Below are 23,318 nucleotides of genomic sequence, written 5' to 3' on the forward strand. Positions count from 1 at the left end.
CAACTACACCCACGTCCGGGGGCGGTAACGGTTGGCCCGTTCCACCAGGTCGATCCTCTCCTCGCCGCCGGTCGCCAGTCTGGCCAGCGTGCGGTACGAGCGCTCCAGGCCGAAGCGGAGGCCCCGCTCGTCCAGACCACTGCCGAGCAGTACCCGGCTGCCGCCGACGGCCTCGCCGCCCCGGCCCCCGGAGAGTATCCAGTCCAGCGCGCAGCCGAGGACTTCCGCCGACAACTGCTCGCGCCGGGCCGGATCCAGACCGTACGCGTCCAGCGCCTCGATCTGCCCCGCGGAGGCCGTCAGATCGTCCAGGAACGGCGTGTCGTCGGCCGCCGCGGTCCGGTGCCGCAGGCGCGCCCGTACGGCCGCCACCCGGGCCGCCGTGAAGTGGATCGAGGCCTCCGGCACCGACTCCAGGGTCCGTACGGCAGCGCGCCGGTCCCCGGCCGCCAGCCGCACCCGGGCCAGCCCGAAGGCGGAGCTGACGAAGCTCGGGTCGGTCGCCCACACCAGCCGGTAGTACTCGGCCGCGTTGTCCAGCTGGCCCAGCACCTCCGCGCACAGGCCGAGCGCCAGCTTGGGCGCGCTCTCGCCCGGGAAGGCGTCGTAGATCGCGTCGAAGGACAGTGCGGCGCCCTCGAAGTCGCCGGTGACCAGGGCGGCAACGCCCCGGTACCAGACCACCCGCCAGTCGTCCGGCTGCTCGTCCTCCAGCGCGCCCAGCGCGGTCAGGGCGGCCTCGTGGTCGCCGCTCTCCAGCCGGGCCCGGACCTGGCGCAGCCGGGTCTCCACGGTCTGCGCCGGCGCGGCGGCCAGCGCCCCGAGCAGCTCGCCCGGTGCCGAGGTCATCATCAGGCCCGCGAGGAAACCGGCGTTCGGGTCGTTCGGATCGACCAGCGGGACCGGCAGGGCGAGGCCGGCGACCGGGGTGGCGACGGTCTTCACCAGGGCGGGGTCGGCGGCGGCCGGCCCCGCTCCCGCCGGCTCCAGCGCCAGCGATCTGGAGGCCACCGCCCGCGCCCCCAGCCGGGACACGTCCCCGGCCAGCTTCGGGAACAGCTCGGTGTCCGTGACCTTCACCTCGGGCCCGAACAGCGTCGACAGCGCGGGCCGGGCCGTGCCGGTCTGCACCGACACCACCTCGCGCAGCACACCGGTCAGCTGCTCGGCCATCTCCTGCGCGGAGGCGAACCGGCGCGCCGGGTCCGGGTCGGTGGCCCGGACCAGCAGCCGGTAGAAGGACTCGTACTGCCGGAACACCTCGATGTTGTCCGGGTCGGGCAGCGAGTCCACGAAGACGGTCGTGTAGCCCTGGAAGTCGAAGGTGAGGACCGCGAGGGTACGGCCGACCGTGTACAGGTCGGACGCGACCGACGGGCCGACCTCGGCGACCTCCGGGGCCTGGTAGCCCACCGTGCCGTAGATGGCCGACTCCTCGTCGTCCATCCTGCGCACCGCGCCCATGTCGATCAGCTTGAGCTGGTCCTCGGTCTGGATGGCGTTGTCGACCTTGAAGTCGCAGTAGAGGAGGTTGCGGCTGTGCAGATGGCCGAGGGCCTCCAGCGCCTCGATGCCGTAGGCACACGCCTGCTCCACCGGCAGCGGGTCCCGGCGGCCCTCCGGGGTGCGCCGGTCGTTGGCGATCTCCTTCAGGGACTTGCCGCCCACGTACTCCATGACGATGTAGCCGTCGAGGGAGCCGGTGCGCTGGTCGAGGTGCTCGACGAAGTTGTAGATCCGCACGATGTTGGCGTGCTCGATCTCCGCGAGGAACCGCCGCTCGGAGATCGCCGCCTCCATCGCGTCCTGGTCGCCGGTGTCCAGGAGGCCCTTGAGGACCACCCAGCGGTCGGCGACGGCCCGGTCCACGGCGAGGTAGATCCAGCCCAGGCCGCCGTGCGCCAGACAGCCCGCGACCTCGTACTGGCCGTGCACCACGTCCCCGCCCTTGAGCTTGGGCACGAACGAGTACGGGTTGCCGCACTTGGTGCAGAAGCCCTCGGTCCGCCCCGGCCGGTCACCGCGTCCGCGCCCGACCGGCGCCCCGCAGTCCGAGCGCGAGCAGAACCGCTTGCGCTCGGGCACCTCGGGGTTCTCCAGGACCATCTCGCGCGGGTCCGGCCGCGGCACCTGCGGGACCGTCACCAGACCGGCGCCCAGCCGGCTGCGCGCCGAGGCGCTGGCCGACGAACCGGAGCTGCGCACCGACACCGAGCGGCCCGTCGACTTGCCCGACAGGGACCGCGACAGCCGCCCGGAGACCGAGCGCCGCGACTTCGACGACTGCGACGACGTACGCGAGCTGCCTCGGCTGCCGGAGCGCGAACTCCCGCTGCCCGCCGAGCCCTTGCCGCCGGCCGTGATCCCGGTGGCCGTCGCCCCGAGCATCCCTCCCTCGGCGGACGGATCCCCGGCCGGGACGACCGGGGCCAGACCGCAGGTGTCGCAGTACAGCTCACCGCCGCCCATGTCCTCGTACGACCCCTCGCAGCCGGGTCGCTGGCACGTCTGTCCCGCCAGGCTCACCGCGCCCCCATCTCCCTTGTCGCTCACGCTCCGGGCCCCCTCCGGTCCTCGGGCCCGCTCTGGTGCGGCACGCGCGGGGCGCGCAGCGCCTCGGCCGCCGCCTGCTGGTAGCGCAGCACCGCCTGCTCCGCGACCCGCAGATCGCAGGGCGCGCTCCACAGCATCCGCCGGGCCGCGTCGTACCGTTCGATCAGGAACGGGTCCTCCGCCAGCCCGTGCCGGGCCACCTTCGCCTTGTACGCGTCCAGCCGGCCGCGCAGCTCCGCGCGGACCGCGAGCGGTGCGGTGACCGCCGTCAACGACTCGCGGGCGCGCAGCAGTTCGTCCTCCGCCTTCTGCTCCAGCGACTCAAGGAGCGGCGACAGCCGGTGCCACTGGGCCTGCCGGCGGTACTCGGCGGCCGTCGCCAGCTGCTCCTGCAACGCGGTCGGCGGGCCGCTGACCACCGGCACCTCGGTCGCCGCGATCTTCGCGAGCACCTCACCGCGCGCGGTGCGCGCCTCGGCGAGGGTGCGGTCCGCGCGGGAGAGCACGTCCCGCAGCCTGATCAGCCGGGCCTCGGCGTCCTGTCGTACCGTCAGCACGGCGTCGATCTCCCGCCGTACCTCCTCCAGGGCCCGCGCCTCCCGGTCGTACACCGCGGTGTCGGGACGGCCGCCGCCGGGCGCCGAACTTCCCTGGGCGGGGATCCAGAAGGTCAGCGGGTCGGAGACCACGTCCTCGCGCAGCTTCGTCAGCGTGCGGGTGATGCGCTCCAGGTCGTCGCCCGCCGGGTGCTCGCCCGGGCGTACCCCGACCGAGTGCGCCAGCGTGCGGGTGCGCTGCAGCTCGGCGGCGAGTAAATCGATCCGCGCGGGCAGCGCCGACCACACCGCGTCGGCGGTGACGACCATGTCCAGCGAGGTCGCGTACAGCTCGTTCATCCGCTCCACCAGGGCCGCCAGCGAGAAGCGCTCGCTGAGCCGGCCCGCCGCCGACAGCAGCGTCGGCGCGTTCGCCGTCGCCGTGGCGCTGCCCGCCACCGTCACGGACTCGCCGCGCAGCAGCTCGGTCAGCTCCACCAGGTCCTCACGGCTGGACCAGCGGCGCCGGGACCGGATCTCCCGGGCGGAGCGCAGCGCGTCCGTGTACGCGTCGAAGTAGGCCCACAGCAGGCTGATCGAGGCCTCGGCGGTCGTCCACCGCTCCCGGGTCGTCCCGGTCAGTTCGGCGCCTTCCAGGAGCCTGCGGCCCGCGTGGTCCTGGAGGGCGAGCAGCGAGGTCTCGATCGCCTCGTGCTCCGCGCCGAGCCGCGCCAGCGCACGGTCCACCTCGTCCCGGTCCATCACCGGCCCGGCGGGGTCCGTGACGCCCATCGATCACCTCTCGCTTGCTTGTCGGGGCCTGGCCGGCGGATGCGGGTCAGCTCGTGCGCAGATACTGCTGCGGTGTGGGCGGTTCCGACCTCGTCGAGTTCGTTCCCAGTGTCGCCGACAGCCACTTGCTGTACGACGCCTGCCAGCCGTCGGCCCGGTAGTCCACCAGGATCTGGTTGACCCGGCGTACCAGATCGTCCGCCTTGCGGTTCATCGCCACGCCGTAGTACTCGGTGGTGAACGGCGGGCCCTTCAGCTCGACCGTCGGGTCCTGGGCGGCCTGGCTGGCGGCGAGCGCGCCGTCGGTGATCACCGCGTCGACCTCGCCGAGCTGCAACCGCACCAGGCAGTCCAGCTGGTTGGGCACGACTTTGATCCTCACAGAGGAAGGCAGCCTGGTCCCCTTGTCGGCGGTCACCGCGTCGTAGGCTGTCGAACCGTCCGCGGTGCACACCGTCTTGTTCGCGAGCGTCGCGTCGTACCCCTTGATCGACGACGACTTCGGCGCCAGTACCTGCTGGCCGGTCTTGAAGTACGGCGCGGAGAACGCGACATCGTCCAGCCGCGTGCAGGTGATGGTCATCGTGCGCACCACCATGTCGACGTCGCCGTGCTGCACCGCCGGTATCCGCTGGCTGGTCGGGATCGCCTTGAACGTCACGTCCTTGGCGTCGCCGAGGATGTCCTTGGCTATCCGGTGCACCAGGTCGATGTCGAAACCCTCCAGGTCCGCACCGGAGTTGTTCGGGTTGCGGTAGCCCCAGCGGTAACTGTTCTGGTCGACGCCGACGATCAGCTTCCGCGCGTCGCCCTTGCGGGCCTTGATGGCGTCGATCGTGGCGCCGTCGGCGCCCGACGGCGACAGGGTCTCGTTCTGTGCCTGGGAATCCTTGCAGTCGTCGGCCCGCGCCTGGCTGCCGTTGGTCACTCCGCCCTGCCCGCCGGTCCCCTCCTCGCCGCCCTCGTCACGGGACTGGGTGAGGGGCAGCAGCAGGACGAACGCCAGCGCCAGGGCGCAGCCGACCGCCATCGCGCCCACGCCGCCCCAGCCGCGCAGGGAGACCCGCAACCTCCGTACGAACATCGCCACGCCCCCTCTCACCGGTACTCCGACAGCCTGCGCCCGATACCGAACAACGCGCCAGAGGCCGCCGCGACCCCCAGCATGGCGGCACCGATCGGCAGCCCGGTCATCGCGTCCCGCCCGTCGGTGGCCCGCTGCCGGAACTCGTGCTCCTCCTGGGCCAACGCGGCCTTCAGGTTGCTGTCGACGCTGTCGAAGCACTCGGCGGTCGCGTCCTTGGGGCCTATCACCTTGGCCAGCGCCGCCTCGTAGTCGCCGTTCTCGTCGTCCTGGCGGGCGTCGGCGTGGCGGTCCTTCCACACCTTCATGTTGCCCTGGGCCGCCACCACGGGCTTGCTGCCCGCCGTGTCGTCCGCGAGCCGCGCCGCCTGCGCGAGGCGGTTGCCGAGGGCGGTCATGTCCTTGTCGAAGTCGTAGTAGTACGCGTCGTAGGACTCGTCGCCGACCTTGATGGTCTCGGCGCCGCGCGCCACCAGGCTCAGGTTCTCGTTGCCCCGCGCGTTCAGGGAGGCGATCCGGGCGTCGTGCAGCACGTTCAGCGAGCGGACGCCGTGGTCGTACGAGCCGTCCAGGCCCGCGCGGGCCAGGGTGTGGCCGACGACCAGCCACAGCAGGGTGATGACGGTGGCCGCGGAGGCCGCCACCAGACCGTGGTTCAGCAGGCGGTTGGTCCGGCGGTAGTGGCGCAGCTGGGCCCAGGCGAGCGCGGCGAGCGCGAGCAGGCCGAGGACGATGGCCGCCCACGGGTACGGCGTCGCGTCCGAGTAGTCCGACGCGAGCCGCGTGTTCTCCTTCTGGTAGAGCTCCTTGGCCGCCGGGAGCATCTCGTCCTGCATCTTGTCGTTCGCGTACCGCAGGTAGGCGCCGCCGACCGGGTAGCCCTGCCGGTTGTAGACCCTGGCCCGCTCCACGAGCCCCTTGTACTCCGGCAGCAGCTTGTTCAGCTTCGATATGGCCGCCTCGGCGGGCGAGCCGGGCTCGGAGTTGGCGGCGGCGTTGACCAGTCCGGCGGCGGCGTTGCGGATGTCCGCCTCGTACGTGTCCTGGGACGCCTTGGTCTCCTGACCGCCCGCCAGGAAACCGCTGGAGGCGGCCGTGTTGGCGTCCGCCAGCGAACGGTAGATGTCGGCCGCGCCCGAACTGAGCGGCTGGCTGCGGTGCAGGACGTCGTCGGCGGCGGCCGCGCGGTCGGCCATCTGCCAGGCGGTGACGGCGCCGAACGCGACGATCAGGGCGGCCAGGACGGCGCCGATCAGGCGGAGCCGGCCGGGTTCCGTGGTCGCGGCGGCGCGCAGCCGCTCGACGCCCTCCGCGAACGCGGTACGGCGAGGGGGCGCCGGTGCGGGCAGGCCGGGGCCTGCTCCTGGCGGTGCCGCGCTGCTGATCGGCGGGTGTGTCACGTGACCTCCCCCATGGTCATCCGGTCGCCGCCCAGTATCGCCGCCCGGACCGGCATTCGGCACCGGCCTTCACTGGATCTTGATCGGATCGCAGCGGAACCCCTGCCCATGAATACGCCGGGGGGATCGGTTCGGTTCCGGAGGGGTGGTGCGGTTGCGATTCGGGGCGCGGGCCGGTGGGGGGTTGGTCGCGCCCACGCGGCGGTAGCCGCACATCAAATACAGCCCCGCGCCCCTAAAGGGGCGCCGCAGTCGTCGCTTCTTCTCAGCCGCGGGCAGTCGTGCCGCTGGGGCGGCACGGGTGGGCGCGGGCGGCACCTTGCCAGCGCCGGTAAGCGTCCCACCCCTCCAGCCTGACCCCGGGTCACCCCTCGAAGTACGTCCGCACCCTCTCCTGCACGGTCACCCCCGCCCCCGCCGCGTCCAGCCCCAGCAGCGCCGCGCCCAGCACCGGTCGCGCCGTCACCACCCTCGGTACCGCCTTCGGGGCCCGGGCCGCCAGCAGTTCGCGGACGCCGTCGTCGAGTTGGGGGTGGCCGCCGGCCAGGACACCGCCACCCAGCAGCACGGGGGTCTCCTCGTCCAGCAGATCGAGGCGGGTGAGGGCGACCATGGCCATGGACACGACTTCCTGGGCCAGCCGGTCCACGACCGCGCGGGCGACCGGGTCGCCGTCGGCGGCCGTCGCGAAGAGGACCGGGGTCAACTCGTGGCGGCGGGCGGGCTCGACCTCCTCCCGGTGCAGGGCCTCGATCAGCGCGAGCATGGTGTCGTGGCCGAAGTGCGCCGGGAGCGTGCGGGCCAGCTCCGTACCCTCGCCGCGTCCGTCCTCCGCGCGGGCCGCGTGCCAGAGGGCCTCCTCGGCCAGGCCCCAGCCGCCGCCCCAGTCACCGGAGATGCGGCCGAGGGCGGGGAAGCGGGCGGTGCGGCCGTCGGGGCGCATGCCGACGCAGTTGATGCCCGCGCCGCAGACGACGGCGACACCGCGGGGCTCGGTCACGCCTGCCCGCAGGATCGCGAAGGTGTCGTTGCGGACCGCCACCGTCGCCCCCCACGCGCGCGTGGCCAGCGCGGCGGCCAACTGCTCCTCCTCGAAGGGGAAGTCGGCGTTGGCCAGGCACGCGGAGACGTGGGCGACGGAGGTGACCCCGGCGGCGCCGTACGCCTCGGCGACCGCCCCCGCCACCTCGTCCACGGCCTGTTCCACGCCCACCACCGGCGGCCGGAAGCCGCCGCCGCGGGCCGTGGCGAGGACCTCGCCGTCCGCCGCCACCACCGCGACGTCGGTCTTGCTGTTGCCCGCGTCGATGGCGAGGACACTTGCGGTCAGGCCCACGCGAGGTGCTCCCGGTTGTGCGCGATCAGTCGGTCGGTCAGGGCGTCGGCGTACTCGTACTGGCCGATCAGGGGGTGGGACAGCAGGGCCCGGAAGACGCGGTCCCGGCCGCCGCGCAGGGCCGCCTCCAGGGCCAGCTCCTCGTAGGCGGTCACGTTGGCCACCAGTCCGGCGAACAGCGGGTCGACGTCCGGGACGGACATCGGTACCGGGCCGCTCGCGCCCACCGCCGCCTGGACCTCGATCACCGCGTCGTCGGGGAGGAAGGGCAGCGTGCCGCCGTTGTAGGTGTTCACCACCTGGTAGGGGTTGCCGGTGGTGCCGAGCAGGGCCGCGGCCAGGTCGACGGCCGCCTCCGAGTAGTAGGCGCCGCCCCGCTTGGCGAGCAGCTCCGGCTTCTCGTCCAGGGCCGGGTCGCCGTACATCTCCAGCAACTGCTTCTCCATCGCGGCCACTTCGGCGGCCCGGGACGGCTTGGTGCGCAGCTCGCGCACCACCTCGTCGTGGGCGTAGAAGTAGCGCAGGTAGTAGGACGGGATGACGCCGCCCAGACGGTCGAGGAGCGCCGGGGGCAGCTTCAGGTCCGCGGCGATCGTGTCGCCGTGCTCCGCGAGCAGCTTGGGCAGGACGTTGTCGCCCTCGGGGCCGCCGAGGCGGACCGCCGTCTCCCAGGTGAGGTGGTTGAGGCCGACGTGGTCGAGGTGGACCTCGGCCGGGGTGACGCCGAGCAGGTTCGCGAACTTCCGCTGGAAGCCGATCGCCACGTTGCACAGCCCGACCGCCTTGTGGCCGGCCTGGAGCAGGGCACGGGTCACGATCCCCACCGGGTTGGTGAAGTCGATGATCCAGGCGTTCGGGTTGGTGCGGCGCACGCGTTCGGCGATGTCCAGGACGACCGGGACCGTGCGCAGGGCCTTGGCCAGGCCGCCGGCGCCGGTGGTCTCCTGGCCGATGCAGCCGCACTCCAGCGGCCAGGTCTCGTCCTGCTGCCGGGCCGCCTGGCCGCCGACGCGCAGCTGGAGCAGCACCGCGTCGGCGCCCTCGACGCCCGCGTCCAGGTCGGAGGTGGTGACGATACGGCCGCCGTGGCCCTGCTTGGCGAAGATGCGGCGGGCCAGCCCGCCCACCAGCTCCAGCCGTTCGGCCGCCGGGTCCACCAGGACCAGTTCCTCGACCGGCAGGGTGTCCCGCAGGCGGGCGAAGCCGTCGATGAGTTCCGGGGTGTAGGTCGAGCCTCCGCCGACCACAGTGAGTTTCATGTATGGGTTAACCCTTCACTCCGGTGAGCGTGACGCCCTCGACGAACGCCTTCTGGGCGAAGAAGAAGACGAGGATCACGGGGGCCATGACCAGCACGGTCGCGGCCATGGTCAGGTTCCAGTCGGTGTGGTGCATGCCCTTGAAGGACTCCAGGCCGTAGGAGAGGGTCCAGGCGCCCGGGTTCTCGGACGCGTAGATCTGGGGGCCGAAGTAGTCGTTCCAGGCGTAGAAGAACTGGAAGAGGGCGACGGCGGCGATGCCCGGCTTCGCCATGGGGATCACCACCCTGAGGAGGGTCCTGAGGTCGCCGCAGCCGTCCACCTTCGCCGCGTCCAGGTACTCGTTCGGGATCGTCGTCAGGAACTGGCGCAGCAGGAAGATGGAGAACGCGTCACCGAACGCCATCGGCACGATCAGCGGCCACAGGGTGCCGGACAGGTCCAGCTGCTTCGCCCAGAAGAGGTACATCGGGATGATGACCACCTGCGGCGGCAGCATCATCATCGAGATCACCAGCATCAGGGACAGATTGCGGCCGCGGAAGCGGAACTTGGCGAGCGCGTACGCCACCGGGAGCGAGGAGACGACGGTCAGGACGGTGCCCAGGCCGGCGTAGATCAGGGTGTTCTTCCACCAGGTCAGGAAGCCGGGGGTGTCGAAGACCTTCTTGTAGTTGCCCCATTCCCAGGTGTGCGGGATCAGGTCCCGGCTCAGTGCCTGGCTGTCGCTCATCAGCGAGGTGAGGAAGACGAACACGAAGGGGAGGGTGAAGAACAGGGCGGCGGCGACGCCGAGGGAGTGGACCGCCACCCAGTTCAGCAGGGCCTTGCGGCGGGCCTCGCGTTCGGCGTCCGACGCCGGGGCCTTCAACTCCGTCGGCCGGTCCAGTACTTGGGTCATCGTCAGTCACCTGCCTGGATGAGACCGCCCCGGCGCCGCATCAGGAACGCGGTGAACACCATGGACAGGGCGAAGAGCACGAGGGCGACGACACACGCGGAGCCGTAGTCGAAGCGCTGGAAACCGAGGTTGTAGACGAGCTGGGGGAGGGTGAGCGTCGACTTCTCCGGATACCCGGGCTCGAACTGCGTGCCCGCGCCCTGGATGACGCCCGAGGCGACCTTCCCGGCGATGAGCGGCTGGGTGTAGTACTGCATCGTCTGGATGACACCCGTCACGACCGCGAACATCACGATGGGCGAGATGTTCGGCAGGGTCACGAACCGGAACCGCTGCCACGCGGAGGCGCCGTCCAGTTCCGCCGCCTCGTACTGCTCCTTCGGCACGTCGAGCAGCGCGGCCATGAAGATGACCATCAGGTCGCCGACGCCCCACAGCGCCAGCAGGGTCAGGGCCGGCTTGGACCAGGTGGGGTCGTTGAACCAGCCCGGGGCCGGGATGCCGATCTTCTCCAGCATCGAGTTGACCGGCCCGGTGCCCGGGTTGAGGAGGAAGGCGAAGGCCATCGTCGCCGCGACCGGCGGGGCCAGGTACGGCAGATAGAAGAGGGTGCGGAAGATCCCGGTACCCGTCTTTATCTTCGTGATGAGCATGCCGATGCCGAGTCCGAAGACGACCCGCAGCGAGACCATCACGACCACGAGCCACAGGGTGTTGCGCATCGCGGGCCAGAAGTAGGGATAGTGCTCGAAGACGTACGTCCAGTTCTTCGTGCCGGTCCACGTCGGCGGTTTGAAGCCGTCGTAGTGCATGAAGGAGAAATAGACCGTGGAGAGCAGCGGGTACGCGAAGAAGACCGCGAACCCGATCAGCCAGGGCGACATGAAGGCGATCGTGCGAAGCGCCGACCTGCGGCGCTTCGACGCCAGCGTGATGGTGCTCATCGCTACTTCGCCTGCGCGATGTCCGTGTCGATCTGCTGGGCCGTGGCCTCCAGACCGGACTTGAGGTCCTTGACCTTGCCGCTCTCGTAGTCGTATCCGAAGTTCTGGATCGTGGCCAGGTACACACCGCCGTTGATGGAGGCGGGCGACGTCGTGGAGTTCGGGTTGGCGGCGATGTCCAGGAAGGTCTTGAAGCGCGGGTCGTACTTCAGCTTCGGCGACTTCAGGGCGGCCAGTGTGGACGGCACGTTGTGGATGGCGTTGGAGAAGTTCACCACCGCGTCCGTGTCCGTGGTGATGTACTTGACGAACTCCCAGGCCGCGTTCTGCTTCTTGCTGGTGGCGGCGATACCGGCGATGGTGCCGGTGATGTAGCCCTTGCCGTACTGCGCGACCTGGTCGTCGGGCACGGGCAGCGGCGCCACGCCGATGTCGAACTTCGTCTTGGCGTCCACGGCCATGCCGAGCCGCCACTCGCCGTCGAGCTGCATGGCGACCTGGCCGGTCTGGAAGGGGTGCTTGTCGCCCCACTCGTCGCCGAGCGTCGCCCGGTACTTCTCCAGCTTCTGGAATCCGCCGAGGTCGTCGACGAGGTTCTTCTGAAGTGTGAACGCCTCGGTGAAAGCGGGGTCCTTGGCGATGTTCGACTTGCCGTCGGAGGTGAAGTACGTCGGCGAGAACTGCGCCGCGTAGTGCTCGGTCGTGGTCTCCCAGCCGTGGTAGTCCGGCATGAAACCGAGCTGCTTGTAGCTGTCGCCCTGGGCGATCGTCAGCTTCTTGGCGTCCGCCGTGAATTCGGTCCACGTCTTCGGCGGGCTGGTGATGCCGGCCTTCTCGAACGCCGTCTTGTTGTAGTAGAGGCCGTACGCGTCACCGAGCAGCGGCGCCGTGCAGCGGTTGCCGTCGTACTGGGTGTACTCGTTCATCGCCTTCGGGAACGTCGTCTCCGGGTCGATGCCGGCCTTCTTGAAGAACGGGTTGAGGTCGACCAGCGCGCCCGAGGAGCAGAACTTGCCCACGTTGTTGGTGGTGAACGACGAGATGACGTCCGGGGCCTTGTCGCCGCCGCTGCGCAGCGCCTGGTTGATCTTGTCGTCGGTCATGTTGGAGACGACGTTGACGTGGATGTTGGGGTGCGCCTTCTCGAAGCCGGCGATCAGCGCGTTGACCGCCTTCACCTCGTTCGGGGCGCTCCAGGCGTGCCAGAAGTTGATGGTGGTGTTCGCGGAGGCGTCGTCGGAGGCGCCGGAGGAGGACTGACCGGTACAGGCGGTGAGCAGGGCGAGTGAACTGGCGGCCGCGGTCAGGACAAAGGCCGTCTTTCGGGCAGCGGAGGGTATGGGCATGGCGAGATCTCCCGGGGCGGGCGGTGAGCGTGGGAAGGACTTGCTGTGCGGGGGTCTGAGGGGGTCAGCGCGAGGTGTCGAAGACCTCGTCGCGGGTGGTCGCGAGCGCGCTCTCCAGCGCGCCGCGCAGCACGGGGTGTTCCTGGACGTCGCCGACGACGAGCCGGGGCCGGGCGGCCGCCAGCTCCTCCAGCTCGGCCTGGACCAGGGCGCGCAGGACCTCGCCGCCGGCGGTCAGGACGGTGCCGCTGAGGACGACGAGTTCGGGGTCGAGGACGGAGACGAGGGAGGCGAGACCGGTGGCGAGCCGGGTCGCGTAGGTACGGAGGAGTTCGTGGTGCGGGCCGGTGCCGTGATCGGTGGCGCGGACGACGAGTGCGGCGGCGACCTCGGAGTGCGAGCCGGTGGGCAGGTCCTCGATGCCGAGTTCGCGGGCGATCCGGGGCAGGGCCTGCGCACCGGCGAGTTCCTGGTAACCACCGCTGTTGGCCTTGGTCACCTGGCGCACCAGCGGGGTGCCCGGCACCGGCAGGAAGCCGACCTCGCCGGCGCCGCCGGTCCAGCCGCGGTGCAGCCGCCCGCCGAGGACCAGGGCGGCGCCGAGGCCCTCCTCGTTCCACAGCAGCACGAAGTCGCCGTGGCCGCGGGCCGCGCCGAGCCGCTGTTCGGCGATGGCGACGAGGTTGACGTCGTTCTCGTACTCGACGGGCATCGGCAGCGCGGCGGCGAGGTCGTCGAGCAGCGCGGGGGAGTGCCAGCCGGGCAGGTGCGAGGCGTAGCGCAGCCGGCCGGTGTTGGGGTCGAAGGCGCCGGGGGTGCCGACGACGACCCGGTGGAGGTCGTCGCGGGCCAGCCCGGCCGCCTTCACCGCGCCGTCCAGGGCGTCGGTGACCTGCCGTACGACGGACTGCGCGGAGCGCCTGCCCGGGGTCGGCAGTTCGTACTCGCCGACCGTGCGGCCGGTGACGTCGGCGACGGCGGCCCGGATCCGGGCGGGGTTGACGTCGAGCCCGGCCGCGTGGGCGGCGGCCGGATTCACCGAGTACAGCTGGGCGTTGGGCCCGGGCCGTCCCTCGCTCGTCCCGGTCGCCAGGACCAGCCCGGCCGCCTCCAGGCGGGCCAGCAGCTGGGAGGCGGTCGGCTTGGAGAGGCCGGTGAGCTTGCCGATCCGGGTGCGCGAGAGCGGGCCGTGCTGCAGCAGCAGGTCCAGTGCGGCGCGGTCGTTCATGGCGCGCAGCACACGCGGGGTGCCCGGCGTACCGGCGGTTCCTGCCATGGGGTTCGACACCTGCCTTTCCAGCCGCTCAGTTTCCCAGTGACCTGGGCGATCGGTCCAGCCGGGGGAACCGGCCGGACCGCTCTCCTTGATCACTGTTAGGAAAGTTTCCTGTTGGCTGGAAAAAGTAGGCCGCCGGGAGAAGTGCGTCAATAGCCCGCAGGCGCGGCAACGCACTCGTTACCTGGACATGGACATGTGAAGGGCCGAGCGAAGGGGCATGCGAAGGGCCCGCCCGGAAGATCCGGACGGGCCCTTTCGTGCATCTGGAGGTCTGTCAGAGCTTGGTGGCCGGCGGGTCCACCTCGACGCGGTCGCCCGTGGCCTTCGCCGCGCCGGTGGTCGTCGTACCCGCGAAGACGAAGCGGTAGTAGCCGGTCTTCGACGCCTTCACGGTGGTGGACAGGGCGCCGCCGGTGCCGGAGGTGATGCCCTTGACGTTCTTGTACGTGCTGGTGCCCTCGGTGCGGAACTGGAGGACGACCTTCTGCCCCTTGTACCCCGCGTACTTGCCGGTCTCCCAGTTGGCCCGGGTCAGCTTGCCCTTGACGGTGATCGTCTTGCCCATGATCGCCGGTTCGGGGGTCGCGTTGACCGTCAGCTTGGCCGCGCGCTGCACCTTGGCGGTGGTCAGGTTGCCCCAGATGGCCACGTCGGACTCGGAGCTGAGGAAGTCGTCCGAGACGGTGGCGTCGAAGTGGGCGTACAGGCCCGCGGCCTTCCACGTGGTGGCGTCCGCGGAGTCGTACAGGTACTCGTCCGGGTCGACCGGGATGGTCTCGGAGCAGCTCTCGGTGACCGTGGTGTCCGTCGTGGAGGTCGTCGTGCAGGTGGGCATGACCTCCGGGTCCAGCTCGTTGGCGAACGTCTTCAGCGTGCCGCGGTAGAGCATCACCGCGGCGAACGTCTTCTTGTTGTCGATGACCAGGTCGGCGGGCCGGGTCAGGGTGTACGTCACCGGCACGTTCACCGTCTTGGTGGTGCCGACGACGATCGCCTTGCCCTTGTTGACGGTCACGTCGGAGAAGACCAGGTTCGGAGTGGCCGCCGAGGCGGCGGGCGCCGCGATGCCGGCCAGGGCCAGGGAGCCGGACAGGGCGGCGCCTATGGCGAGCTTTCTCATAAGTCCCCACATTCGAGACGGGTCCCCGGGCGACGTCGCGCTCCAGAACAAGGACCCGCAATGCGGCGACCATAGATCATCGCGAAGACGGGGAGAATACGGGGGACCTGTGAAGACCGTCTGAATCCATCCGGAGCCGAGCCGGCGGTCACGGCTCCGTCACGATCTTCGTCCGGCCTGGTCAACGGGCCCTCTCTCACAGCTTCCTGTCCTTTGATCCGGACACCGACCAGGAGAACGGCGACCGACCATGACCCCTCGAAGACGGCTCTTCGTACGGCTGCTGCGCGGTGCCGGCGGTGATTCCGTGGTGCCGGTCCTCACGCTGTGCGTCCTCGATCTCGTCGACCAGGGTTTCTCCCTGACGACCCTGCGGCATCTGGCCGGGTATGCGGTGGCGTTCCTCGCGCTCGCGCTGCTCTGGGCCGGCTGCCGGACCGGTCTGCTGGTACGCAGGGCGCGCGACCTGGGTGTGGAGGCCGGAGAGCAGCTCCTGGACGCCACTCAGAGCCACACCCTCACCGGTGTCCCGTTCGACCGGATCCGTGCCGAACTGGGCGCGGCCGGGCGGGCTTCCGACGTCGGCGACGGCAACCCGGTCGAGTTCCGCTGGCGCCTGTACCGCACCCGGCTGTCCGCCCCGGGCTCGGTCACCTTCGACGACTCCTCGGGCGAGGCCCGCGTGGAGGTCCGCGCCTCCGAGCACCTTGGGAGCGGGATCCTGCGGGGCGCCGCGTTCACCGCGCTCTGCCAGATAGTGCGCACGCTGCGGCCCGGGGACGCGAAGTGAGGCGGCGTGACATCGCGGTGCTGCTCGTCCTGCTCGCCCTCGCGACGGCGGACCGCGCGGTGACGGCCGGAGCGACGGAGAAGTGGGCCGGGGCCAGGCCGTCCGCCACCACCCCGGCCTGCCCCGGGGGGACCTTCCGGTGGAGCGGTGTGACACGGGAGGAAAGGCTCACCGAGCTCTCCCCGGTCGTGACGGTGAAGGAAGGAGACCGCAGCTCGATCACCTTCCCCGTCCATCTCGTCCGCGACATCGTCCCCCGGGTCGACACCAGCGACGGGAGTGTCTCCGCGCACCGCGTCCTGGCCTCCCTCGCCAAGCAGCTCAAGTGGTGGAGCGCGGAGGAGTTGGCGGCTCCCGGGGAGAACTCGGCCGACCGCGAGCCTTCTCCGATCAGGATCGGCTTCCTCGGACACGGCGGGCGCTTCGTCGATGCCAAAGCGGTGAGGGTCGTGGAGGGCAGCTTCACCGTCGCCTGTCCCGGCCGCACCGTCTACGGCAGCGTCACCACCTGGCTCAACGGCAACACCGACTCCTCCCTGGAGTGCGGCGTCGAACCGAGGACCGACGAGGCCTGGATCAAGGAGGCCTACCGGCTCACCTGCGGCGCCGCTGCTACTTAGCCGCCGGCCGCTGCGAGGCGATCGGGGTCGTCGCCGCCACCTGCGGGGAGTCCGCGTTGGAGAAGACGGACGGCGCGGCCACGGCCGCCGCCGGATCCGGGGCCTCGTCCTCCGTGAGGGCGACCGGCACCCCGCCGACGATCCGGATGTCCGCCGCGTCGAAGGCCCGCTTGATCCGCCAGCGCAGCTCGCGCTCCACGGTCAGCGCCTTGCCGGGCATGGTCTTGGCGGAGAGGCGGACGACCATCGAGTCGATGAGGACGGAGTCCAGGCCGAGGATCTGGATCGGGCCCCAGAGCAGCTCGTTCCAGGGCTCCTCCTTGGCCATCTTCTCGGCGACCTCGTCCAGGGTGGCCCGGACCTTGTCGAGGTCCTCGCTGGGCCGCACGGTGACGTCGACACCGGCCGTGGCCCAGCCCTGCGAGAGGTTGCCGATCCGCTTCACCTCGCCGTTGCGGACGTACCAGATCTCGCCGTTGTCGCCGCGCAGCTTGGTCACCCGCAGCCCGACCTCGATGACCTCGCCGGAGGCCACCCCCGCGTCGATCGAGTCCCCGACGCCGTACTGGTCCTCCAGGATCATGAAGACGCCGGACAGGAAGTCCGTGACCAGGTTCCGGGCGCCGAAACCGATCGCCACACCGGCGACACCGGCCGAGGCCAGCAGCGGCGCGAGGTTGATCTGGAAGGCGGACAGCACGGTCAGCGCGGCCGTGCCCAGGATCACGAAGCTCGCCATCGACCGCAGCACGGACCCGATCGCCTGCGAGCGCTGCCGCCGCCGCTCCGCGTTGACCAGCAGCCCGCCGAGGGTGGTGCCCTCCGCCGACTCGGCCGTGCGGTTCATCCGGTCGATCAGCTTGGTTATCGACCGCAGCACGACGTTTCTGAGCACCACCGCGATCACCAGGATCAGCAGCACCTTCAGGCCTATCGCCAGCCAGGTCGACCAGTTCTGCTCGACCCAGCTCGCGGCGTTGGTGGCGCTCTCCTGGGCGTCCTGGAGCGTGGGGACCGCCGGGGTCGACGAACCCGAGGGGCTCGGCGACGGCGACGAACCGGCGGCCAGTAGGACGGCGGGCAAGGACACGGCGGGTACCTCCAGGCGGTGCGGTACTGCCCTCCGGTACGGCGGTCACGGGTCGTACGGCTGGTTTCAAGGTCACGAAAAGGTCACCGGACGGGCAGGATCACCACACTAACGGGGCATTGTGTGTCCGCCCGACCGATACGCGAAGGAGAGACCGTGCTCACGCCCGCTTGAACAGGCCGGCGACCGGGGGATGAATGCGGTGTGGTCGAAAACACTCCCAGCCCGTTACGCGGACATGGTGGCGCGTCCACCAGGCAAGAGGGGAGACTGGCCACAGATCGTCCCGGCGCGAGCCACGCGCCGCCGACGCCCAAGGAGGCACCCGTGCCGCATGTCCTGGTCCTCAACGCGTCGTACGAGCCGCTCGGCGTCGTACCGCTCCGCCGCGCGCTCATCCTCGTCCTGGAGAACAAGGCTGTCGCCTTGGAGGAATCCGGCGCCTTTATGCACAGCGCAACCGTCACAGTCCCCGCACCCAGCGTGGTCCGGCTCAAGCGATTCGTACGGGTTCCCTACCGGGGGCCCGTTCCTCTCACCCGCAGGGCGCTCTTCGCCCGCGACGGGGGCCGGTGCATGTACTGCGGTGGCGTCGCAACCAGCGTCGACCACGTCATCCCGCGCAGTCGCGGGGGTCAGCACGTCTGGGACAACGTGGTGGCGTCCTGCCGCCGCTGCAACCACGTCAAGGCCGACCGCCATCTCTTCGAGATCGGCTGGCGGCTGCGGCACAAACCAGCCCCACCCACCGGCCTGGCCTGGCGCATCATCGGCACCGGCCATAGGGACCCGCGCTGGCTGCCGTACTTGCAGCCGTACGGCGCGGACGACGCTCTGGCCCGGATCGACGGCATCTCCGCCTGACGATCCGGGCCTTCGCATACCCCGTGGCCACCGGCTCGGCCACGGGGCCCTTCGGAACGCGCGTGCTGCGGCTCTCACGCGTAGCGCAGCTCCGCCGGGCGCACCGAGCGGCGCAGCAGGGGCAGCGAGGTGGCCGCCGCGAGCAGACAGCACGCGTACACGCCCACCGGGACCAGCAGCGCCACGTACGGCACCCCCACGGCGGTGTGCTCCCCGACGGACGCCGAGTACCAGACCCCGATCCCCATGCCGCCCGCACCCGCCACCGCGACCGCGGGGAGCAGCGGCAGCGCGGTCTCCAGCAGCAGCGCCCGGGCCAGCACCCCGTGCGGCACCCCGGCGGCGGTCTGGACCGCCAGGCCCCGGCGCCGGGTGGCCAGGGACTCCGCGGTGCCCACGGCGAGCGCGGACAGCACGATCGCCAGGGCGAGGAGGATCGCGGCGGCCGTCAGATCGAGCCCGTCGGTGTAGTAGGACAGGCCCATCCCGAGGCGGCCCTCGCGCTCGGAGGCGCGCAGGTCGGCGAGCAGCACCTGCCGGACCCCCACGAAGGCCGTGCCGACGACCGTCACCAGCAGCACGGCCGCGTGCGTCCGGGCCGCCGCCCACGGGTCGTCGCGCAGCCGTTCCGCCGCGATCAGCACCGCGGGGCTGCCGGTGCGGGCGGCGAGCGCCGAGCCCAGCCGCCGGGCGGACCAGCCCGCCAGCCCCACCGCCACGGCGCCGATCAGCAGGCTCAGGGCGAAGATCACGAGCGGGCCGACGGCGAGCCCGAACAGGGGGAGCGAGAAGGGGTCGCGCACGAACACGGCCACCACCACGAACAGCGCGGACACGCCCAGCAGGACGGTCGCCACCCGGAACAGCCGCCCCGGACCCGCCGGCGGCACCCGCCGTACGACACCCAGCGGCGACGCCACCACGCGGCGCAGCGACAGCACGGCCACCGCCGCGCCGGCCGCCGGCACCAGCAGGACCATCGCGGCGAGGCCGGCCCAGGCCAGGGGGACGGGATGGGACCACAGGCGGAGCAGGACCGGCACCGAGACCGCGGTGGCCGCGGCGGAGCCGGCCAGGCAGGCGAGCCCCGACTCCAGCGCCGCGATCCGCCGCACCTGCGCGGGCCCGGCCCCCGCCAGCCGCAGCGTGGCCAGCCGCCGGTCGCGGTGCACGGCACCGATCCGCGCGCTCTGCCCGAGGAACCCGTACACCGGGATGAGCAGCATCGTCAGCGCGGCGACCACACCGCCCCGGGTGCCCTCCTCGTCCAGCAGCCCGCCGCCGAGACCGATGTGATGGTGGCCGTCCATCGGCACCAGCACGGCGACGACCGTCCCGAGCCCGGTCGCGAGGGCGGCCCCGGCCGCCGTCAGCACCACCCGCCACCACTCCCGCCGGTCCGACCCCCGGGTCAGCAGCCAGGCGAGCGCCAGGTCGGCCCTCACGCGGTCACCCCCGCCGGCAGCACGGCCCCGTCGCCCAGCCGCACCTCGCGGTCCGCGTACGCCGCCACCTGGGCGTCGTGCGTGATCAGCAGGACGGCCGCGCCCGTCTCCCGGACCGTGTGCACCAGGGCGGTCATCACCTGCTCGCTCGCCAGCGAGTCCAGCGCCCCGGTCGGCTCGTCCGCGAAGACCACCTTCGGGCTGGTCACCAGCGCCCGGGCCAGCGCGGCCCGCTGGGCCTGACCGCCGCTCATCGAGCCCGGCCGCAACTCCTCCTGCCCGCGCACCCCGAACCGCTCCAGCCACTCGCCGGCCCGCGCCCGGGCATCCGCACGGGCCGCCCCGGCGAGCATCAGCGGCAGCGCCACGTTGTCCAGCGCCGTGAGTTCCGGGATCAGCTGCCCGAACTGGAAGACCACCCCGAAGTCGGTCCGCCGCAGCTCGCTCAGCCGCTTCTCCGGCAGCCCGTCCAGCCGCTCCCCGGCGTACGTCACCGAGCCCGCGTCCGGGCGGACGATCCCGGCGAGGCAGTGCAGCAGCGTGGACTTCCCGCTGCCGCTGGCTCCGGTCACGGCGAGGATCTCGCCCGCGCGCAGCTCGACCGAGGCGCCGCGCAGGGCCTCGGTCCTGCCGTGCGCCTTGGCCAGGTCCCGGCCCGCCAGCAGCGGTATCGGGGTGCCCCCCTTGGTGCTCATGCTGAGTCGACCTCCGCGGTCAGAGTGGTGAGCCGGGCCGCCGTCGTGGTCATCCAACGGAGGTCGGCGTCGAGGTGGTTGAGGGCGAAGTCCGCCGAGAGCACGGTCGTCAGATCGGCCTTCGGCGCCGTCTTGACGGCGGTGAGCTCCCGCATCCGCTCCATGTGCGCGGCGCGCTGGTCGAGCAGGTAGGCGGCCGGGTCGCCGCCGGCCAGGATCGACACCACGACCTTGGCGAAGATCTCGTTCGCCACGAACGGCGCCGGCGGGGTGATCGCCCCCGCCCAGCGGGCCAGTTCGTGCCCGCCCGCCTCCGTCGAGCGGTAGCGGGTCCGCTCGGGTCCGCCGTCGGCGTCGGTGCCGTCGATCTCCGCCAGGCCGTCGCGGACCAGGCGCTGCAGGGTCGTGTAGACCTGCCCGTAGGCCAGCGGGCGGGCCTGCGGGAAGCGCTCGTCGTGGCGCCGCTTGAGGTCGTAGCCGTGACTCGGGCCGGACTCCAGCAGCCCCAGGAGGATGTGCCGGGTGCTCATGGAGATCAGTATGCACCAGCTACATGTACTGAGTGAATAGTCGCTCCGGTTTCCGTCGAGAGTGCCGTCCGGTTCACTGGGTAGGCCTGCCATGACCCGGCACCCGCCGCCGTACCCGACGAAACGACGAGGAGGCCACCGTGGCCGCAACGGTTCATGATCCGATCCCGGCCCAGTTCAAACCCTTGGTGCGGACCGAGGAGGAGCCCCGTCTGTGCGTGTTCAGCGCCGAGAGCGCCTGCGCGCAGGCCCCGCTGACCAGTGAGCCGCCGCTGCCCGACGCCGAGCCCCTCACCAGCGAACCGCCGCTCGCCGACGCGGCCCCGCTGACCAGCGAGCCGGGGTTGTAGATGAGCGAAGCCGCTCCCCCCGACGGGGAGCTGTCCCGGCTGGCGGAACTGCACGGCGTCGCCACCTCCTACAGCCCGTCCCCGGACCGTACGGTCGCCGCCTCGGCCTCCGCCGTGATCGCCGCCCTCGGCGCCCTGGGCGTCGACGCGAGCGGCCCGGAAGCCGTCCGCACCGCTCTCGCCGACCGCGAGCGGGACCTCGCCGAACGGCTGCTGCCGCCGACCGTCGTCCACTGGTCGGGCGCCGGCGGGATCGACCTCGGCCTGCCCGCCGGGACCCGCCTGGAGCTGCGCACGGAGGACGGCGAGACCCTCGACGGCGAGACCCTCGACCGCGTACGGGACCTGCCGCTCGGCGTCCATCAGGTGACCGCCACCGCTCCCGACGGCCGCAGCGGCCACTGCCACCTCGTCGTCGCCCCCGACCGGCTGCCGACCCCGGCCGGCCGCTCCTACGGCCTTCTCGTCCAGCTCTACTCGCTGCTGTCCCGGCGCTCCTGGGGCATGGGCGACCTCGGCGACCTCGCCGCCCTGGCCGACTGGGCCGGACGCACCGCCGGGGCCGGGTTCGTGCAGGTCAACCCGTTGCACGCGGCCGTCCCCGGGGCCCCCACCGACCCGTCCCCGTACCGCCCGTCCTCGCGCCGCTTCCCGGACCCGGTGCATCTGCGGCTGGAGTCCGTCCCCGAGTACACCGAGGACCCCGCGCTCGCCGACCGCGCAGGACGGCTGCGCGCCGCCGTCCTCGACCAGGGCGCCCTCATCGACCGGGACGCGGTGTGGGAGCTGAAGCGGGAGGCGCTGGAGGCGGTGGCCGCCGTACCGCTCGATCCGGCCCGGCAGGCCGCCTACGACGCCTTCCGCGCGGCGGAGGGGCAGGACCTGGAGGACCACGCCACCTGGTACGCGCTCGCCGAGAAGTACGGCTCCGAGTGGCGCCGGTGGCCCGAGGCGCTGCGCGACCCGCGCTCGGCGGAGACCGCCCGGGCCCGTGCCGGGCTGGCCGACCGCGTCGCCTTCCACACCCGGCTCGCCTGGCTCACCGTCACCCAGCTCACCGACGCCCAGCGCACCGCCCGCGAGGCCGGGATGCCGGTCGGGATCGTGCACGACCTCGCCGTCGGCGTGCATCCCGAGGGCGCCGACGCCTGGGCGCAGGGCGCGTTCTTCGCCGCCGGGATGTCCGTCGGCGCCCCGCCCGACGCCTTCAACGCCCGCGGCCAGGACTGGGGCCTGCCGCCCTGGCGCCCCGACCGCCTCGCCGCCAGTGGCCACGCCCCCTTCCGCGGCCTCCTGCGCGCCCTCTTCCGCTACGCCGGCGCCCTGCGCATCGACCATGTGATGGGCCTGTTCCGGCTCTGGTGGGTCCCGGAGGGCCGCCCGCCGACGGAGGGCACCTACGTCCGCTACGACGCCGAGGCGATGCTCGCCCTGCTCGCCCTGGAGGCGACCCGGGCGGGCGCGGTGGTGATCGGGGAGGACCTGGGCACCGTCGAGCCGGGGGTCCGCGAGACGCTCCAGCGGCACGGCGTCCTCGGCACCTCCGTGCTCTGGTTCGAACGGGACTGGGAGGGCGACGGCCACCCGCTGCCCCCGCACCGCTGGCGCGCCGACTGCCTGGCCACCGCCACCACCCACGACCTGCCGTCCACCGCCGCCCGTCTCACCGGCGAACACGTCGAACTCCGCGACCGCCTCGGCCTGCTGACCCGCCCGGTGGCCCAGGAGCTGGCGGAGGCGAAGGCCGACACGGCGGAGTGGCTGGCCCTGCTGATCAGCCTGGGCCTGCTCGCCGGGACCGACGTCGGCGACGAGGAGGCCGAGATCCGGGCCGTCCACCGGTTCCTGCTGCGCACCCCCGCCCGCATGATCGGCGTCTGGCTCCCGGACACCGTCGGCGACCGCCGCCCGCAGAACCTCCCCGGCACCTGGGACCAGTACCCGAACTGGCGCCTGCCCGTCGCGGACCCGGCGGGGCGCCCGGTGACCCTGGAGGAGCTGACCGCGTCGCGGCGGGCGCGGGCCCTGCTGGAGACCCTCGACGCGGACCGGGCCCCATGATCCCGTTAACAGGTACCCCGGACGCGCGCCTGCCAGGTCGGCCCGCTAACTTGGGGATCGTGGACAAGAAGAACGCCCTGCGCGCCGGCGCCCTGGCTGCCGGTACGACGCTGATGATGCTGCTCATGTCGTCCCCCGCCCTCGCGCTCACGCGTGACGACGGCGACGACCCCGGCAAGGGCCTGAGCGTCGTCCAGACGCTGGGCCTCTACGTCCTGGCCCCGCTCGTGCTGTTCGCGGTCATCGCCGGTCTGGTGATGGTGCTGGACAAGTCGACGGTCCGGGTCACCAAGCCGAAGGCCAAGGCGTAGGTCCCGGCCTTC

21 protein-coding genes are annotated in these 23,318 nt (G+C 71.9%); 6 read left to right on the top strand and 15 right to left on the bottom strand.

The genetic code is table 11. From position 1 onward, the window contains the following. Nucleotides 1–3 precede the first annotated feature (3 nt). The 11 genes from ACIPSJ_RS02525 to ACIPSJ_RS02575 form a co-directional block, all read right to left on the bottom strand. Nucleotides 4–2,469 (bottom strand): tetratricopeptide repeat protein, encoded by a 2,466-nt coding sequence (locus ACIPSJ_RS02525; protein WP_401344537.1) that lies wholly within the window; start codon nucleotides 2,467–2,469, stop codon nucleotides 4–6. Between the two features lie 80 nt (nucleotides 2,470–2,549). Beyond that, nucleotides 2,550–3,881, bottom strand: coding sequence for a hypothetical protein (locus ACIPSJ_RS02530; RefSeq protein WP_359223708.1), 1,332 nt, complete (start codon nucleotides 3,879–3,881; stop codon nucleotides 2,550–2,552). Nucleotides 3,882–3,927: 46 nt separating this feature from the next. Continuing rightward, nucleotides 3,928–4,965 (bottom strand): glutamate ABC transporter substrate-binding protein, encoded by a 1,038-nt coding sequence (locus ACIPSJ_RS02535; RefSeq protein WP_401342878.1) that lies wholly within the window; start codon nucleotides 4,963–4,965, stop codon nucleotides 3,928–3,930. A gap of 14 nt (nucleotides 4,966–4,979) precedes the next feature. Continuing rightward, the gene (locus ACIPSJ_RS02540; protein WP_401342880.1) at nucleotides 4,980–6,365 is read right to left on the bottom strand and encodes a hypothetical protein; all 1,386 of its coding nucleotides are present in this window, start codon (nucleotides 6,363–6,365) and stop codon (nucleotides 4,980–4,982) included. Between the two features lie 364 nt (nucleotides 6,366–6,729). Further along, a complete protein-coding gene (locus tag ACIPSJ_RS02545; protein WP_401342882.1) occupies nucleotides 6,730–7,701 on the bottom strand; it encodes an N-acetylglucosamine kinase in 972 nt (323 codons plus the stop codon). Beyond that, on the bottom strand, nucleotides 7,692–8,960 hold the full coding sequence (locus ACIPSJ_RS02550) for a 6-phospho-beta-glucosidase (RefSeq protein ID WP_359223714.1): 1,269 nt from the start codon (nucleotides 8,958–8,960) through the stop codon (nucleotides 7,692–7,694). Before ACIPSJ_RS02550 ends, ACIPSJ_RS02545 begins: the two co-directional genes overlap by 10 nt. 7 nt (nucleotides 8,961–8,967) lie before the next feature. Continuing rightward, nucleotides 8,968–9,861: a carbohydrate ABC transporter permease gene (locus ACIPSJ_RS02555; RefSeq protein ID WP_316772780.1), complete on the bottom strand. Its 894-nt coding sequence runs from the start codon at nucleotides 9,859–9,861 to the stop codon at nucleotides 8,968–8,970. Nucleotides 9,862–9,863: 2 nt separating this feature from the next. Continuing rightward, entirely contained in the window at nucleotides 9,864–10,805 is a 942-nt protein-coding gene (locus tag ACIPSJ_RS02560; RefSeq protein ID WP_401342885.1) for a carbohydrate ABC transporter permease, read from the bottom strand. A 2-nt stretch (nucleotides 10,806–10,807) separates the two neighbouring features. Next, nucleotides 10,808–12,151, bottom strand: a complete 1,344-nt coding sequence (locus ACIPSJ_RS02565; protein ID WP_401342886.1) for an ABC transporter substrate-binding protein — start codon at nucleotides 12,149–12,151, stop codon at nucleotides 10,808–10,810. A gap of 64 nt (nucleotides 12,152–12,215) precedes the next feature. After that, nucleotides 12,216–13,427, bottom strand: a complete 1,212-nt coding sequence (locus tag ACIPSJ_RS02570) for an ROK family transcriptional regulator (RefSeq protein WP_359223720.1) — start codon at nucleotides 13,425–13,427, stop codon at nucleotides 12,216–12,218. 277 nt (nucleotides 13,428–13,704) lie between these two features. After that, nucleotides 13,705–14,550 carry a hypothetical protein gene (locus ACIPSJ_RS02575; RefSeq protein WP_401342888.1) on the bottom strand — a complete coding sequence of 282 codons (846 nt, stop codon included), beginning with the start codon at nucleotides 14,548–14,550 and terminating at the stop codon, nucleotides 13,705–13,707. 250 nt (nucleotides 14,551–14,800) lie between these two features. On the opposite strand from ACIPSJ_RS02575, the gene ACIPSJ_RS02580 reads away from it, so the two are divergent. Together ACIPSJ_RS02580 and ACIPSJ_RS02585 are read left to right on the top strand one after the other, a co-directional pair. Continuing rightward, nucleotides 14,801–15,340: a hypothetical protein gene (locus ACIPSJ_RS02580; protein WP_401342890.1), complete on the top strand. Its 540-nt coding sequence runs from the start codon at nucleotides 14,801–14,803 to the stop codon at nucleotides 15,338–15,340. Then, nucleotides 15,337–15,960, top strand: coding sequence for a hypothetical protein (locus tag ACIPSJ_RS02585; protein WP_401342891.1), 624 nt, complete (start codon nucleotides 15,337–15,339; stop codon nucleotides 15,958–15,960). The genes ACIPSJ_RS02580 and ACIPSJ_RS02585 overlap by 4 nt, the downstream gene beginning before the upstream one ends. Here ACIPSJ_RS02585 and ACIPSJ_RS02590 read toward each other — a convergent pair. Continuing rightward, nucleotides 15,953–17,050 carry a mechanosensitive ion channel family protein gene (locus tag ACIPSJ_RS02590; RefSeq protein ID WP_401342893.1) on the bottom strand — a complete coding sequence of 366 codons (1,098 nt, stop codon included), beginning with the start codon at nucleotides 17,048–17,050 and terminating at the stop codon, nucleotides 15,953–15,955. The genes ACIPSJ_RS02585 and ACIPSJ_RS02590 overlap by 8 nt on opposite strands. A gap of 327 nt (nucleotides 17,051–17,377) precedes the next feature. Between ACIPSJ_RS02590 and ACIPSJ_RS02595 the strand changes: the two genes are divergently transcribed. Further along, nucleotides 17,378–17,914, top strand: coding sequence for an HNH endonuclease (locus ACIPSJ_RS02595; RefSeq protein ID WP_355711725.1), 537 nt, complete (start codon nucleotides 17,378–17,380; stop codon nucleotides 17,912–17,914). A gap of 74 nt (nucleotides 17,915–17,988) precedes the next feature. Here the strand turns inward: ACIPSJ_RS02595 and ACIPSJ_RS02600 are convergent, their stop codons facing one another. Genes ACIPSJ_RS02600 through ACIPSJ_RS02610 form a run of 3 tightly spaced genes read right to left on the bottom strand, consistent with a single transcriptional unit; the run spans nucleotide 17,989 to nucleotide 20,584 of the window. Continuing rightward, on the bottom strand, nucleotides 17,989–19,359 hold the full coding sequence (locus ACIPSJ_RS02600; RefSeq protein WP_401342895.1) for an FtsX-like permease family protein: 1,371 nt from the start codon (nucleotides 19,357–19,359) through the stop codon (nucleotides 17,989–17,991). Beyond that, nucleotides 19,356–20,054: an ABC transporter ATP-binding protein gene (locus ACIPSJ_RS02605; RefSeq protein WP_401342897.1), complete on the bottom strand. Its 699-nt coding sequence runs from the start codon at nucleotides 20,052–20,054 to the stop codon at nucleotides 19,356–19,358. The genes ACIPSJ_RS02600 and ACIPSJ_RS02605 overlap by 4 nt, the downstream gene beginning before the upstream one ends. Then, complete coding sequence (locus ACIPSJ_RS02610) at nucleotides 20,051–20,584, bottom strand: PadR family transcriptional regulator (protein WP_359223732.1); 534 nt, start codon at nucleotides 20,582–20,584, stop codon at nucleotides 20,051–20,053. Before ACIPSJ_RS02610 ends, ACIPSJ_RS02605 begins: the two co-directional genes overlap by 4 nt. 140 nt (nucleotides 20,585–20,724) lie before the next feature. Between ACIPSJ_RS02610 and ACIPSJ_RS02615 the strand changes: the two genes are divergently transcribed. Genes ACIPSJ_RS02615 through ACIPSJ_RS02625 form a run of 3 tightly spaced genes read left to right on the top strand, consistent with a single transcriptional unit; the run spans nucleotide 20,725 to nucleotide 23,306 of the window. Then, complete coding sequence (locus tag ACIPSJ_RS02615; RefSeq protein ID WP_401342899.1) at nucleotides 20,725–20,934, top strand: hypothetical protein; 210 nt, start codon at nucleotides 20,725–20,727, stop codon at nucleotides 20,932–20,934. After that, complete coding sequence (gene malQ / locus ACIPSJ_RS02620) at nucleotides 20,935–22,995, top strand: 4-alpha-glucanotransferase (RefSeq protein WP_401342901.1); 2,061 nt, start codon at nucleotides 20,935–20,937, stop codon at nucleotides 22,993–22,995. A gap of 59 nt (nucleotides 22,996–23,054) precedes the next feature. Next, nucleotides 23,055–23,306 (top strand): hypothetical protein, encoded by a 252-nt coding sequence (locus tag ACIPSJ_RS02625; protein ID WP_355711715.1) that lies wholly within the window; start codon nucleotides 23,055–23,057, stop codon nucleotides 23,304–23,306. Nucleotides 23,307–23,318: the final 12 nt, after the last annotated feature.

It is taken from the genome of Streptomyces sp. NPDC090088 (genome assembly GCF_044747345.1).
Lineage (GTDB): Bacteria > Actinomycetota > Actinomycetes > Streptomycetales > Streptomycetaceae > Streptomyces.

Coding starts and splice junctions, on each gene's coding strand:
- ACIPSJ_RS02525 (WP_401344537.1), bottom strand. CDS start 2,469: ATGGGCGGCGGTGAGCTGTACTGCGACACCTGCGGTCTGGCCCCGGTC.
- ACIPSJ_RS02530 (WP_359223708.1), bottom strand. CDS start 3,881: ATGGGCGTCACGGACCCCGCCGGGCCGGTGATGGACCGGGACGAGGTG.
- ACIPSJ_RS02535 (WP_401342878.1), bottom strand. CDS start 4,965: ATGTTCGTACGGAGGTTGCGGGTCTCCCTGCGCGGCTGGGGCGGCGTG.
- malQ (WP_401342901.1), top strand. CDS start 20,935: ATGAGCGAAGCCGCTCCCCCCGACGGGGAGCTGTCCCGGCTGGCGGAA.
- ACIPSJ_RS02565 (WP_401342886.1), bottom strand. CDS start 12,151: ATGCCCATACCCTCCGCTGCCCGAAAGACGGCCTTTGTCCTGACCGCG.
- ACIPSJ_RS02550 (WP_359223714.1), bottom strand. CDS start 8,960: ATGAAACTCACTGTGGTCGGCGGAGGCTCGACCTACACCCCGGAACTC.
- ACIPSJ_RS02555 (WP_316772780.1), bottom strand. CDS start 9,861: ATGACCCAAGTACTGGACCGGCCGACGGAGTTGAAGGCCCCGGCGTCG.
- ACIPSJ_RS02560 (WP_401342885.1), bottom strand. CDS start 10,805: ATGAGCACCATCACGCTGGCGTCGAAGCGCCGCAGGTCGGCGCTTCGC.
- ACIPSJ_RS02570 (WP_359223720.1), bottom strand. CDS start 13,427: ATGGCAGGAACCGCCGGTACGCCGGGCACCCCGCGTGTGCTGCGCGCC.
- ACIPSJ_RS02610 (WP_359223732.1), bottom strand. CDS start 20,584: ATGAGCACCCGGCACATCCTCCTGGGGCTGCTGGAGTCCGGCCCGAGT.
- ACIPSJ_RS02580 (WP_401342890.1), top strand. CDS start 14,801: ATGACCCCTCGAAGACGGCTCTTCGTACGGCTGCTGCGCGGTGCCGGC.
- ACIPSJ_RS02605 (WP_401342897.1), bottom strand. CDS start 20,054: ATGAGCACCAAGGGGGGCACCCCGATACCGCTGCTGGCGGGCCGGGAC.
- ACIPSJ_RS02575 (WP_401342888.1), bottom strand. CDS start 14,550: ATGAGAAAGCTCGCCATAGGCGCCGCCCTGTCCGGCTCCCTGGCCCTG.